At 49.5% G+C, this 12,847-nt stretch carries 13 protein-coding genes; 4 read left to right on the forward strand and 9 right to left on the reverse strand.

What is annotated here, in order from left to right:
- Positions 1 to 32: 32 nt before the first annotated feature.
- Complete coding sequence (locus tag EPA93_RS17900; RefSeq protein ID WP_129888818.1) at positions 33 to 578, forward strand: zinc-binding dehydrogenase; 546 nt, start codon at positions 33 to 35, stop codon at positions 576 to 578.
- A gap of 178 nt (positions 579 to 756) precedes the next feature.
- Here the strand turns inward: EPA93_RS17900 and EPA93_RS17905 are convergent, their stop codons facing one another.
- On the reverse strand, positions 757 to 1,554 hold the full coding sequence (locus EPA93_RS17905) for a hypothetical protein (RefSeq protein WP_129888819.1): 798 nt from the start codon (positions 1,552 to 1,554) through the stop codon (positions 757 to 759).
- 170 nt (positions 1,555 to 1,724) lie between these two features.
- Here EPA93_RS17905 and EPA93_RS50420 point away from each other — a divergent pair, with 170 nt between their 5' ends.
- Entirely contained in the window at positions 1,725 to 1,853 is a 129-nt protein-coding gene (locus EPA93_RS50420) for a hypothetical protein (protein ID WP_277988908.1), read from the forward strand.
- A 42-nt stretch (positions 1,854 to 1,895) separates the two neighbouring features.
- Here EPA93_RS50420 and EPA93_RS17910 read toward each other — a convergent pair whose 3' ends face one another.
- From EPA93_RS17910 to EPA93_RS17945, 8 genes are all read right to left on the reverse strand, one after another.
- Positions 1,896 to 2,540 (reverse strand): ThuA domain-containing protein, encoded by a 645-nt coding sequence (locus EPA93_RS17910; protein ID WP_129888820.1) that lies wholly within the window; start codon positions 2,538 to 2,540, stop codon positions 1,896 to 1,898.
- 96 nt (positions 2,541 to 2,636) lie between these two features.
- The gene (locus EPA93_RS17915; protein ID WP_129888821.1) at positions 2,637 to 3,599 is read right to left on the reverse strand and encodes a phosphotransferase enzyme family protein; all 963 of its coding nucleotides are present in this window, start codon (positions 3,597 to 3,599) and stop codon (positions 2,637 to 2,639) included.
- A gap of 123 nt (positions 3,600 to 3,722) precedes the next feature.
- Positions 3,723 to 4,769 carry an ABC transporter ATP-binding protein gene (locus EPA93_RS17920; protein WP_242527435.1) on the reverse strand — a complete coding sequence of 349 codons (1,047 nt, stop codon included), beginning with the start codon at positions 4,767 to 4,769 and terminating at the stop codon, positions 3,723 to 3,725.
- A 42-nt stretch (positions 4,770 to 4,811) separates the two neighbouring features.
- The gene (locus EPA93_RS17925) at positions 4,812 to 5,630 is read right to left on the reverse strand and encodes an ABC transporter permease (RefSeq protein ID WP_165423225.1); all 819 of its coding nucleotides are present in this window, start codon (positions 5,628 to 5,630) and stop codon (positions 4,812 to 4,814) included.
- A gap of 8 nt (positions 5,631 to 5,638) precedes the next feature.
- Positions 5,639 to 6,433 carry an ABC transporter permease gene (locus EPA93_RS17930; protein WP_165423226.1) on the reverse strand — a complete coding sequence of 265 codons (795 nt, stop codon included), beginning with the start codon at positions 6,431 to 6,433 and terminating at the stop codon, positions 5,639 to 5,641.
- A 327-nt stretch (positions 6,434 to 6,760) separates the two neighbouring features.
- Complete coding sequence (locus tag EPA93_RS17935) at positions 6,761 to 7,624, reverse strand: hypothetical protein (RefSeq protein ID WP_129888824.1); 864 nt, start codon at positions 7,622 to 7,624, stop codon at positions 6,761 to 6,763.
- A gap of 555 nt (positions 7,625 to 8,179) precedes the next feature.
- On the reverse strand, positions 8,180 to 8,446 hold the full coding sequence (locus EPA93_RS17940) for a helix-turn-helix domain-containing protein (RefSeq protein ID WP_242527436.1): 267 nt from the start codon (positions 8,444 to 8,446) through the stop codon (positions 8,180 to 8,182).
- A gap of 591 nt (positions 8,447 to 9,037) precedes the next feature.
- Positions 9,038 to 10,171: an ArgE/DapE family deacylase gene (locus EPA93_RS17945; protein ID WP_129888825.1), complete on the reverse strand. Its 1,134-nt coding sequence runs from the start codon at positions 10,169 to 10,171 to the stop codon at positions 9,038 to 9,040.
- A 188-nt stretch (positions 10,172 to 10,359) separates the two neighbouring features.
- Between EPA93_RS17945 and EPA93_RS17950 the strand changes: the two genes are divergently transcribed.
- Together EPA93_RS17950 and EPA93_RS17955 are read left to right on the forward strand one after the other, a co-directional pair.
- On the forward strand, positions 10,360 to 11,043 hold the full coding sequence (locus tag EPA93_RS17950; protein WP_129888826.1) for a GntR family transcriptional regulator: 684 nt from the start codon (positions 10,360 to 10,362) through the stop codon (positions 11,041 to 11,043).
- Positions 11,044 to 11,471: 428 nt separating this feature from the next.
- The gene (locus EPA93_RS17955) at positions 11,472 to 12,218 is read left to right on the forward strand and encodes a GntR family transcriptional regulator (RefSeq protein WP_129888827.1); all 747 of its coding nucleotides are present in this window, start codon (positions 11,472 to 11,474) and stop codon (positions 12,216 to 12,218) included.
- Positions 12,219 to 12,847: the final 629 nt, after the last annotated feature.

Genomic DNA, 12,847 nt, shown 5'->3' on the forward strand with positions numbered 1-12,847 from the left:
TGACCGCTCTCTATGGGCTAGAAAGAGAGGCTATGCTGCTCAAGCGGAAAGTACTCATCACCGGGGCTTCGGGCGGCGTCGGTCATTTTGCCTGCCAACTGGCCTTGCAGGCAGGCGCTCAAGTGATTGCTCTGGTCCGGCATGCAGAGCGCGCAGCCAGCGTTCATGCCATGGGGGTGCATAAGGTGGTGGTAGGAGAGGATGTCGCACTGACGCGCTCGCTCGGCCCCTATCACCTCGTTATCGATACAGTCGGCGGAAACTCTTTACGTACTGCAGTGACGCTCCTCGAAACAGGTGGCGTCTGTGTGAATCTGGGAGCTGCGGGAGATCCAGAAATGACATTACAGAATCGATATAGCGCATTTAGCTCACCAGAGCATGAAAATGGATTAGTCATTCGTGACATCGAGCCCAGGTGCGTGGCAAAAGACTTGGAACGGTTGGCTCAGTTGGTAGCTTCGGATCAATTGCATCCACACATCGGTTTGGAGGCTGACTGGACCAAAGTCGCTGAAGTTGCCCAAAGCCTTCTAGACCGCCGGATCGCTGGAAAGGCGATCCTGCATATCTCCTGATGGGACGCTTCAGATTTGCAAATGCTGACATTAATAGACAATTCTATCCATCAGGCATGATCACCGAGGCAAGTTTAGGGAAGTCTTCGGCGCAAATGTAGAAGGTACGCTCTTTATCGTCAAAAAAGAAGGCACAAAAAAAGGAATGTGAGCCATTCACACTCCTTTTTCGTTTGCTCTAATTGAGACTGACGCTGTGTTGCGGAGGACTTATTCTACTAGCAACCCTCCTCTTGTTGCGCTCACCGACAAATTTCTGCGGAGCTGGTGACACATCATCACGTCGATATGAACCGCTGGCATCGGTATTGATACCAGGATAGTTAGGACCATAGTTGTAATGCCCTGTTTGGGCAGGAGACAACGGCCCACGCGCGAACAGAGGTGTTCCTGTGACTTTCGGCACAGTAAACTCAGGCTGCTGACCATTTAGATCATCCGGTACGCCATTCAGACCTCTTGCGAGCAACTCACCCTCACTCGTCGCGAGACGGACGAGATCACCTTTGACAACATCCTTAACATCACTATAGGGAACATATAAGGTCTTTACCAACAAACCACCACGCTCAACCAGCGCATAATGCGCGAGGCGAGCCTGCACTGTACCAAGCCACTGCCCCTCACTATCAACTACATCCTGACCTATTCTTAATCCGGTCCTGATATATTCCTTATCAGCAGCCAGATCAATGAAGCCTCCCTTCGGTGCTGCCATTGGATCTTCTAGTGCCCATCCAAGGATACCGACGAGTACGATAGGAGCTCCCACAACAGCAAGCCAGGGTGCATCAGGAAGAAACAACAATCCCACTATCACCATCAGAATGGCCGCACTCAAAATAAGAGGCCATATACTCGGATTGGGTAGATGGATATGATGTTCCTCCTCCTCACTCCCAGTTTCTTCGTGGTTGGTTGACAGAACATTTACCTCGTCTGTCGCTAGATTAGCACTTTGAAGAGAACTATCCATAAGCACTCGCTTTCCTCTGAGAATGTTATATGACCTGCGAGGACTAGTATTCCGAAATTAATTCGTCCTGTTATTAAGCATAGCACAACTCTCCTTGTTTGACCAGATCTTTCTCCGGCTGCTCCTTTCTCTACACACCCAGACAAGAGCGCGGGTGAGAAGCTTATCCTATGCCCCGCGCTGACAGCAATCCGATCTATCTGCTGAAGAAAGTCCTGGAGCAGTTTCTGCAGCACCTGGCTGTGCTGCTGCCCGCTAAGAAAGGCCATCAGCCAAATAGGGTCGTGGCACATGCCTGATCAAAAATACATCATAGTTTCGGGTCGAGCCTTACTACTATGCTAGCGACTGGCCCAGAGCATACCCCGTTTGGTGATCTCTAGCACCTCGGGCACATCAAAATCGCTGCGCACATGGCCAAGAGAGCTATAGAAAACGCGGCCTTTTCCCCATTGTTTCTTCCAGACCACAGGTACAACACTGCCAGCAATCCAGGGCGCATATTCTCCGCTAAAGGTTGTGGTCGCCAGCACCTCATTTCGCGGATCAACATGCATATAGTATTGCTCCGAGTGCATAAGAAAGTCCTGTATACCTTCGGTAATCGGATCATCGCGCCTGGCAATATTTACCTTATAATCAATGACATTCCCTGGATGGGCTACCCACTGACCTCCAACCATAAATTGATATTCGGGATTGTTGCGAAACGAATCTGCCATAGAACCATGCCAACCCGCTATACCAGTTCCATTCTTCACGGCGGTAAGCAGGCCTTTTTCCTGTTCGGCGGTAATTGTGCCCATCGTCCAGATAGGGACAATGAGATCCAGCGCCTGCATCTTTGTCTCATCTAGATAGGCATCTAGAGTTGTTGATATCTCTACATCGTAGCCTTGCTCACGCAAGAAGGGCGCAAAGAGCATGGCCCCTTTTTCTGGTTCATGGCCCGCCCATCCTCCCCACACGATCAATACTGACTTCATCGCTAATACTCCATTTCTAGCAAATATCCATGCATAGCCATGTTAGAACAGTAGCCCGGTTGGCCAACTTCCAATAAAAATAATAAGATATGCTGCTCATTGCAGAGCGCCTCTTACCTGAGCCCAGCGCTCGATGAGCGGCCGAAAAGAGCTGGGATCGAAAAGTTTGCGCACCCTTTGATTATGGTGCATATAAAACTCTTCGTAAAGCCAGAGATCATGGGCGCGTATCCAGCTATAGGCCTCGGCTGCACTATCTAGATCCTCCAGCGCTAAAGGGAAGGCTTCACGATAGGCTTGCAGAAACGTTCGGCAGAAAACAGGCGCGAACTTGCCCACGTAATGGAAAACACGCATAATTTCCCAGGCACGCGGAGCGACATATGCCTGATCCCAATCAATGATCGCACAAACCGCGCCATCTTTAAAGAAGATGTTACTTTCTTGATAATCGCCATGAATAACTTGCTGTTCTAGATGAGCCATAGTATTCTGCGCAGGCTGGGCAGAGATTAACCAGCGCCGCCGCTGCTCAAGCCGGCTAAGTGCTATCTCATCCACTTCATCTAAGCCAGCGCGTGCGGAAATCAGTTCCACCAGCACGTCTATCTGTCGCATCGTAGCCTCATGATCAACTGCAAGTGGGCGCGGCGGGACCTTATCATGTGCATAAGAAGCTAAAGCCCGATGTACCCAACCCAGGAAAGAGCCCATGGCGGCCATCTCCTTCACGCTTAGCTTGGTTCTAGCAATTTGCTGTCCTTCTGCAAAGGGGAATAAGGCATAATAGCGTCCCTGGCTTGCTAAAATAGTTCCGCCCTGCGCCAGAGGTAGAGGCCTGATCGCAGGCAAGCCAGAGGCCCAGACGTGAGCAATTAGCCTATGTTCAGCCTCAATGCGCCACAGCTTCTCCTGGCCATAGCGATATGCGCGCAAAGCATAACTCCCCTCAGCCGTACTTAGTAGCAACGTTTGATGAATCGTACCGGTATCGGGCACACGCGTCTCAAGGATGGGAGACAATTTCCAGGCACACTCTAGCTTACGAAGATCTTGCATCAGTTCGTTAGCTCCTTTCAAGCTCTATGATTGTAGAAGCTTTCTTAATTAGAAGCGGCAATAGCACATTGAGCAGGCCTTTGTATGACCTGCTCAATTCTAGCTCAGCTGGATACTCTGTGCCTAGATCTGCTCCAATTCTTTACTAATATTCTTTAGTAGGAGTCCTTCCTCATAGATACGCCTGATTATATCCTCAATCTCAGGCTCCTGAAAGGTTACATCGCGCAATTGATAATGCTCTCCCAGCCAGGAGATCAACATGTGAGCCGGCATGGATTCACGGCCAAAGCCCAGCCAGATGCGCGGCCCCTCGCTCCGAATCAGCCTTACGCCTTCCGGCAAGTGTTCCACACCGATAATGCTAGCTGCTTCGGAATCAGTTGTATCCAGCACAGCAATCAGGACGCGCTCACCTCCGAAACGCTCCCGAATGTTGGCCACCGTACCATCATAGAGCTTGCGCCCATGATCTATGATCAGCATACGCTCACACAATGCCTCCACATCATCCATATCATGTGTCGTAATCAATATAGTCGTTCCGCGCTCTTTGTTAATGGCACGCAAAAACTCACGAATACGCGCCTTAGCCACCACATCAAGGCCGATAGTTGGCTCATCAAGATAGAGCAATTCGGGATCATGGAGTAAAGCCGCGGCAAGGTCACCACGCATCCTTTGCCCTAACGAGAGCTGGCGCACAGGCGTATGGATAAATTCGTCGAGCTCCAGCATCTTGCGTAAATGGACAAGATTCGTTTTATAGCGCTCCTCGGGGACGCGGTAGAGATAGCGCAACAAATGGAGCGAGTCGATGAGCGGAAGATCCCACCACAGCTGCGAGCGCTGCCCAAAAACCACGCCTATACGAGCCGCTAAATCTCGGCGCTGCCGGAAAGGAACCAGCCCGGCAACCCGTATAGCGCCAGATGTAGGCACTAAAATTCCCGTCATCATCTTGATACTCGTACTCTTACCCGCTCCGTTCGGCCCAATCAAACCCACCATCTCGCCCGCAGCTACCTTCAGCGAGAGATCCTGCACAGCTTGCACCTCCCGCAGTTCCGGCTTTATCACACTGAGCAGGCCACCCAACGCGCCAGTTCGCTTGACACCAATGCGAAAAGACTTATTCAATCCTTCTACATCGATCATCTGTGGCATCATTAGACCTCCTTCTAAATTATTTTTATTCATCGTCATACCAATCTAACTTCCTGTACTTTGATAGCTATGTACGCCCCAATACCAGCACACACAGGCGATAGCAGCTATTGCCAGAGCAGCCAATGGAGCCATAAAAGCTATCTCTGCAGGCAAGCCGAAGGGCAAGGGACGCCCAAGAATGTAGCAGGCAGGAACATAGCTACCAAAGGCAAGCGGTATTACAAAAAGAAAAATGCCCTGGAAGGCCCGATTATAGATCACAAGCGGATAACTGAGCATCTCACGCCCGCCATAATACAGGCTATTTGTCAGCTCAGTTGTTTCTACCGTCCAGAAGCACAGAGTAGCACCAAGCAATAATATGGAGACAAAGACAATAGTCCCGCTTATAATGCCAAGAGGAAGCACTATAAGCTTTGCCAGTGTCCAATGCAAATTAGGCAGCCAATGGAGTGCCAGCCCAAAACAGATGCAGCCCTGAGTCAGGCGCCCCAGGCGGCGTAAACGAAAATCGCTACCAACTACTTGCGTCAATGCTCCGACCGGCCGGAGCAGTACGCGGTCAAACTCGCCACGCCGGATCATCTCCGGGAAACTATCAATACCAGCACCTACTAGCTCAGCCAGCCCAAAGCTAATCGAGACGATAGCCGTTAGCAAGGCCACTTCGCCTAACTTCCAGCCGAGCAGCGAAGGAAATGCCGCGAAGTAGAGCAAAAGAGCGCTAAACTCCAAAATTGTTACACCGAGATAAGTCACAACATCAAGCAGCACGTTCACTTTATATTGCAGCTGTGCGCGTATCTGCATGCCGACCAGACGTCGATATAACCTTACATCATTTAGAACTACCTGAAACATGGATCTCATTACCCTCCTTGAGATACAACACGGCGCGTAGCCACACTCACAAGCAAGCGTAAGAGCAGCACCAGAGCAATCACCCAGAACAACTGACGAGCCAGCGCAAAATACAACTCGCTACCGCTTAGTTTACCTAGCAATACCTGCACTGGCAGATTAAGCAGGCCACTAAAGGGCAACCATTCTACGATACCCCGCAACCAGAGCGGCAGGAGGGGAATCGGCACATAAGATCCGGCAAAAAAGAGTCCTACAACCTCTGCCATAGTACCCACGGCGCGCGCTTCAATGAGCCAGAAGGCACCTATGTTATAGAGCATGCGATAGGCAATGCCTAATAGAGCACCCAGAGGTAGAGCCAGGCCATAAGCCAGCCAGGAAAATAGTTCCCCCGGCACGCCAATGCCAAAGAGCAACATACCGGCAATATAGATGGGTATACAGCGACAGAGCAGATAGTATAAACTGCGTCCCACTTCACGGCTAAACCAGTACCAGCAGAAGTCACAGGGCTTACTCAGATCCGATACGACTTCGCCTGTTCGAATAGTCAACATCAGGTCCCGCCAACCGAACGGCAAGATCACCATGATCATAGACTGGACTAACCATGAATAGCGCAACGTATCATGCACATCATAGCCAGCCACGAGAGGACGAGCCTGATACAGGCCGATATACACGAAACTAAAGACGACGCCAAAGAAGATGTTAGTAATCAAACCGGCAAGATTGGCCCAACGGTAGATCAACTGCCGTCTAAAGGCCGTACGTGCCACTTCAACATAAAAAAGCAGCATGGGATTACTCCTGAAACAATACATGGAGACAGTACAAGAAACACAAGCCACATTTGAATAAAGGGTTGGTTTCTTTAACAAGGTTTGGCGCTCACATAATTACGCAGGGCAGCATAAAGCTACCTCTGGCGGTTTGCATAATTACGCACAGCGCGAGAGGCAAAAGTTGATGAGAGTACTTGATACTTGAAGTCTAAATAGTGTAACACTACCTGGCCCACCTCGTCAATAGCCTGATATCTGCTTATCCGCTACTTCCAGGTGAGACCGAGAAGCATTTTTCTACTTTATTAGCTGACAAGATAGCCCACGCCATCTGAAGAAGCACTACTGCTCAGAATCGCTCTCCTTCGGCAAAGAAAGCTGGTTCGTCCCATTGGCATGTGACGTATTTGGCATAGATGGATGTTCGCCCGCATGGGCGCGCTCCAGAGGCAATTGCTGATGGTGATAGAGACGATTAGAAAGCAGGGCATGGTTCGCCGACATCGATACCTGCATTGACTCAATCACCCTTTCAAGCTGCTCAATGCTAGCAAATATATCCTGCAAATTGTGAATAGATCCGCCGTAGGACGGGGCTATTCTATGCGTGAGATCATCGCGCAAGTTGCGGAACTGCGTCAGGAAATAACTCTCCAGGTCTTTGAACGCGGCCTGCATAGCTTCATTCAGCGAGAAGAGGCGCTCACTCAGAGCCTTATCAATAGCGCCTGACAGATCTTCCCAGGGGATCTCAGCTTGCACCTCTATAGCCTCTAATTCAGGAGCGGCCAGGGCTACATGTTGGTTTGCTGAAGCTTCCGCCTGGTGCGCAAGAGCTTGCTGGCTCATGAGCTCCTCAAGGGCCGCTTGCTGAACAGAAAGTGCCCGCTCAATAATAGCTTCAAACTGCTGCTGAGTCGCTTGCTGGGACTGCTCTAATTTCCCTTCTACTGTCTGCGCAATTTGTTCATGCTGAGCATCGAGCCGCTGACCTATAGAATCCCGAAGTCGGCTTTGCTGGTCAGCCAGCCTCTGAGGAAAGCTTCGCATCAAATCCTGCTGGAGAGTCGTAAGGCGTTGCTCGAACTCATGTCTTAGCGTCTGCAAACGCTGATCAAATACACGCTCTAAATCCCGGCGCAGTATAGATAATTTCTGATCAAGAATAGAATTAAAGGATTGAAGCTCATCCTGAGTAAATGCCATCGGCCAATACCCCTCTTCCTGCTTTATCTCCCGTTGAATATGTGTAACAGGTACCAGTATATGAGGCCTCGTGCAGAAGTGTCAACGTCGCTACTTTCACTATGCCCAAGTTGGCTACCATTGCCTGAGAATTTGTGGTATGAAGCAGGTGCCAAAAATGCGGTAGTTATAGCTCTTGCCAGAAAGTCAGTTGGCTGGATGCCAAGAAGAGCTATCCCGACCGGGCCTTCCAGATTGTAAGGAGCCATCGGCATACACTAACAGGCTGATTTTAGCCTCACGCCCTCGATCTTAGCCTACGCAGGCAGGCAAACGCCATAGGGAGAAAAACTAGCAGATTCGCTCAGAGGCGGCTTGTTATGAGCGTTTGGAGGGTAATTGCTCCATCGTTTACCCTCCAGACAAAGAACTCTGCCGTAGGAGCGCAAGCCACAAGCAGCTATCCGGCACAAGTAGATCCGAGACGAGATAGCATAGAACCCTGAACAGTAATCTTGGCAGAGAAATACTGCAGGATGTACTGCCTCCAGGCCTGGCGCTCCAGTCGAAAGCACATTACGCCCTGAGCGGGTATTCCAGCAGACGGCGTAACGTTCGCTGTCTGATACGATACGACTGCCGTTTGCCCATGTGAGGCAAGGATACAGCCTCTAGAAGACCAAGGGCAATCCAACGCCGTACAGTGGTAGTATCCACGCGCAAGCGTTGGGCAACTTCGCGTACAGTCAATAAATTGTCATCTGCCGAGGCTGGCATGCTCAGCGATGTTCCTACCTGATCCCCAGTGACTTCTGGCTGATCAGTAAGAGAATTGCTAGACATATCTTTCTCCTATATTCGTAAAAAGCATGTACATTGAGGAATTCCATACATGACACGCAACTATCCATTTCAAAACAAGGTTCTTACTTTATATAACGCATGAGGATAAGTAATAGTTGCAGATATACTAAGGGGATTTAAAGCAAATTCCTGCTAGCCGCTATCTTGTATACTAATCTGTCCACTGCTGTTTCTCGACATATCACAAACACTCCACATGCATTCCTATCTAGTGTGGAGAAAAGTGCATGGAACTCAGTATCATACAGATATACGATTTTCTGACTCTGAAGTTTAAGGCCCGCTTGATGAACAAACCCATTAAGGTCTCTCATCAAGCCTGCGGAGACACTTTTGTGATGTTGTAGCAGAGAGGGCTAACGAAACTGAAGCAAGCGCTAAATAAAATTGGAGCAATTCAGGCACAATGCTGCATTGTCTGCTGAACACAGAGCGCTCTTGTCCTCGACAACAACGCCCTGTGCATGAACAAACCTGTCTACTCTCCTCCTGGCCAAAAATGGCTAGCCAATCGGCCTTGAGGAAGAAAAATAAAGGCTAGTATCTCTAGAGGTTACCAGAGAAAGGCACTTAAGCGCAAAATTCCTCAGCCGCCGCGAGCAAAATGTTAGCACAGCTCTGCACCTGCTCCAGGTCTGACCACTCTACGACGGCATGTGCGCCGGCGCCACCAGGACCAAAAACAACAGTTGGGATACCAGCTGCTGACAGAATGGCCGAATCCATCCACGGCGTCGAGCCACCGATCTCAGGTTGCTTCCCAAGCAAGGCCTGGGTCTGGCGTTTGAGAATTTGCACAATCGTCTCGTTCTCGTCCACCTCAAATGCCTGGCGGACGAGAGAGGTCTTTAAGCTCGCCTTAAAACTTGCATCGCTAGCTCGAATCTGCTCCAACACTGAGCGAATTTCTTTTTCCACCTGCTCAGGTGTCTCGCCGGGAACAGTTCTGCGCTCCACCTGTAAGGTACAGCTGGCCGGATAACTCGATAATTCCTGGCCGCCTTCTATTAAAGATGCATGGAGTGAGCCGCTCCCAAGCATATGGTGTGCCGAGGCAGAGAGAAGAGTTTTATTCAACTTATCCAGGCCAACAAGGACATGCCCCATCTTTATGATTGCATCGAGCCCTAGGTCAGGTTTGGAGCCATGGGCAGCCACACCTTGCGTAGTAATTTCCAACCAGATAAAGCCCTTGTGGGCTACGCAGAGTTGAAGCTCGGTTGGCTCAGTCACGATAGCTGCGTCGGCATGCCAGCGTTTCACTACCGATTGGGTGCCAATACTTGCATATTCCTCATCAGCCACCGCTGTCAGAATTACGTCACCACGCAATTGGCGTTTTTTCGCCTCCGCAGCCGCCAGCATGATGGCAGCCAGCCCCCCTTTCATATCAAAGGCGCCTCGCCCATACAAACGCTTCCCTTGCACAACTGGATCATGCGGGCGCTCCATACCCGCCACCCCTACCGTATCCATGTGTGCATTGAGCATCAAAGAGCGACCACCACCAGAGCCGCGCGCCATACCAATTACGCTGGGGCGCCCAGGCTGAGGCTCATCTATCTCAACCTCCAGGCCTTGCTTCTCCAGCCAATCGGCAACAAAACTGGCAATTTCACGCTCACCTGCAGCACCTGGAACCAGATCAGGATTAATAGAGTCGATAGCAACCAACTGCTGCAATAACGCGGTGACATCTTCCACAGAAGTTCTCCTTCGACGATACTACTCTGCTCATCTAAACAGAGGCCACATTATTTATCCCGCCGAGTGACATGTGACATGTGATATATCACATATCAATTATGGTATACTACACTACACAAAGAAGTCAAGGGAAGCAAGTAGCTTCTTTTTCATCTTCACTATTTTGTTAAGGCGAGAGGTATTACATGCCAATACCAGAACATGTAGAAAAATTCAGGAGACCCCTGGCTCGCGAGGAAGTCTATACCACGCTTCAGAAGTGGATTGTTGAGGGAATTTACCACCCTGGCGAGACGATGCGCGACAAAGATCTGGCAGAAGCTCTGGGAGTCAGCCGCACTCCAGTCAGGGAGGCCTTACGACGCCTGGAAGACGAAGGCTTTGTTCAGACATCCGCCAATCGCTGGACGCGCGTTGCCTCCATAGATCTTACAGAGGCCGATCACCTCTATCCTATCATCTGGTCTCTAGAGATATTGGCCCTTAACCTGGCCCAGGACCGCATAGGCAGCGCCGATTTGCAGGCAATGGAGCAAGCAAATGCCCGGCTCCTGGAAGCCATCAAATGCAATAATGCCATCCAGGCCTCCGGCGCAGATCATGATTTCCATCAAATATTCATTGAGCAGGCGGCCAATCCCGAATTGAGACGCTTGCTTCAGAGATTAAAAGTGAAGTTGCGCTGGCTAGAGATTGCATATTTCACGCATATCAATGGAGCCTCAAACTCTATAAACGAACATGTCGCACTACTAAAAGCGCTAAGGGCTCATGATGTCGCTGCCGCCACGCAGGCAGTAAAAACTAACTGGGAAGGGAGTCTAAAACGCCTTAAGGTTCGCCACGCTAACACGGAACATAAAGAATAGCTCATCACCTGCCATCGCTACAAAAAAATATACGCAATAGTTCACCATATGCACATAAAACTTGTTGCTGCCTAACGAAATAGCCACACAGCTCAGCTCAAGGTAGAGCATACAGGCTCCTGGTTTTGTCAATTTTACAGCTATGCTTCTGAATATATTCAGATCACACCTAGAGAAGTCAGCATAGAAAGACTATAATAATATAGTGAAGTGGCTGCTTGTATGCTGAATATCCTGATGGAATAAGCAAAGATAAGCTGAAATAGAACAATTCAAAACAATCTGTGGTTAAGGCTCATGTTCTTCACATCGGCAAGAAGGGTTAGAGCGTTCCCTTGCAAAACGCTTCCCGTGGAGGGGAAAATTGTAGAGAAAGAGAGGACGGTACAATCCCATTCTCACATTGAGGGGGTTTCCCGCACAAAGCTATGAATGAATCAATTGATAAGCAAAGTCCCGTTCCTATATATTATCAGATCATGATGCAGATTCGCACCAAAATTGATGAAGGTGAGTATAAAGCCGATTGCGCACTTCCACCCGAAAGGGAATTAGTGGAAACCTATAAGGTTAGCCGAATGACGGTCAGGCAGGCTCTGGCCGAACTGGTCAATGAAGGTATTCTGATTCGACGCAAGGGGGTGGGAACCTTCGTTGCACCACCCAAGTTTGAGCAAGCTCTGAGCGGCCTCACAAGCTTCACTGAAGACATGGCGCAACGCGGCATGAAGGCGGGAGCACATATTATTTCCTTTGCTGAAACAAAACCAGATTCGGCAGTCCGTAAGGCGTTGGGGTTAGAGCCCCAGGAGAATATATTTGAGTGCGTCAGGTTACGCCTGGCGGACGAAGAGCCGATGGCCCTGGAGAGAACTTCCCTTGTTGCTGCTATGTGCCCAGGACTAAGCCGAGAAGATCTGGAAAATCGCTCACTCTATACTCTGCTAGCTGAACGTTGGGGCATCCGCTTAGATCATGCCAGTCAGAGCCTGGAGCCCATGTTAGCTACTTCTTACGAGGCAGCATTACTGCATGTCGCTACGGGTTCCCCATTACTTCTTATGTACCGCATCACCTATGATCAGGATGGACGCGCGTTCGAGTACGTCAAATCCTTCTATCGCGGAGATCGCTATAAATTTATTACTGAACTTTATCGTAAAGCAGGAAGATAGTGCTTCTATGCACATTCCCTCTCCAGAGACGAAACAGCCTGATTTTCTCTCTTTAAGATCTAGTAATTTTTTGCCCAAGCTCTAACGCTAATCCCCTGGCGAAGGACGGCGGATGCAGAGAGATTTTACGAGGCATCATAACTGCATCTCGCCGTTTTCGGGCAAAGATCCTAGCTTTTTATTCGTCGCCCAATCTCTCTATCAACGCCACAGTTACTACTTTTTCAACGTGCTCTCCAGCGGTCAATAGCGGTTAGCAGCCTGTTCCTATGCTTTGCCAGCAAGCCAATTTAGCGCCCTAACAGTTATAGATATCTAGACATCTTGACAGATCGCGAAAGAAAATGTATAGTTCAATCATGGTTGGCTATTTCTCTACATACGAAGATAACCTTTATAATGTGTTGCTCAAAAGGCCATTTGCTGCATAGTGAGCAGCCTTTTGCAGAACCACAATCTCTTTGCAGCCAACACATTATCTATCTTTTTATAGTATTGACCTGCTTTGCTCGGTCCCAGATTTCAGTACAGCAGCGTGCTGAGACTATAGAAAGGGGGCAAAAAGACAGATAGTGTTAAGGCAGACTTCATATACCTGCCAGTTGATACCAACAGCATTCATCTCCAGT

Source organism: Ktedonosporobacter rubrisoli, from assembly GCF_004208415.1.
GTDB lineage: Bacteria > Chloroflexota > Ktedonobacteria > Ktedonobacterales > Ktedonobacteraceae > Ktedonosporobacter > Ktedonosporobacter rubrisoli.

Coding starts and splice junctions, on each gene's coding strand:
- EPA93_RS17900 (WP_129888818.1), top strand. CDS start 33: ATGCTGCTCAAGCGGAAAGTACTCATCACCGGGGCTTCGGGCGGCGTC.
- EPA93_RS17905 (WP_129888819.1), bottom strand. CDS start 1,554: ATGGATAGTTCTCTTCAAAGTGCTAATCTAGCGACAGACGAGGTAAAT.
- EPA93_RS50420 (WP_277988908.1), top strand. CDS start 1,725: ATGCCCCGCGCTGACAGCAATCCGATCTATCTGCTGAAGAAAGTCCTG.
- EPA93_RS17910 (WP_129888820.1), bottom strand. CDS start 2,540: ATGAAGTCAGTATTGATCGTGTGGGGAGGATGGGCGGGCCATGAACCA.
- EPA93_RS17915 (WP_129888821.1), bottom strand. CDS start 3,599: ATGCAAGATCTTCGTAAGCTAGAGTGTGCCTGGAAATTGTCTCCCATC.
- EPA93_RS17920 (WP_242527435.1), bottom strand. CDS start 4,769: ATGATGCCACAGATGATCGATGTAGAAGGATTGAATAAGTCTTTTCGC.
- EPA93_RS17925 (WP_165423225.1), bottom strand. CDS start 5,630: ATGTTTCAGGTAGTTCTAAATGATGTAAGGTTATATCGACGTCTGGTC.
- EPA93_RS17930 (WP_165423226.1), bottom strand. CDS start 6,433: ATGCTGCTTTTTTATGTTGAAGTGGCACGTACGGCCTTTAGACGGCAG.
- EPA93_RS17935 (WP_129888824.1), bottom strand. CDS start 7,624: ATGGCATTTACTCAGGATGAGCTTCAATCCTTTAATTCTATTCTTGAT.
- EPA93_RS17940 (WP_242527436.1), bottom strand. CDS start 8,446: ATGTCTAGCAATTCTCTTACTGATCAGCCAGAAGTCACTGGGGATCAG.
- EPA93_RS17950 (WP_129888826.1), top strand. CDS start 10,360: ATGCCAATACCAGAACATGTAGAAAAATTCAGGAGACCCCTGGCTCGC.
- EPA93_RS17955 (WP_129888827.1), top strand. CDS start 11,472: ATGAATGAATCAATTGATAAGCAAAGTCCCGTTCCTATATATTATCAG.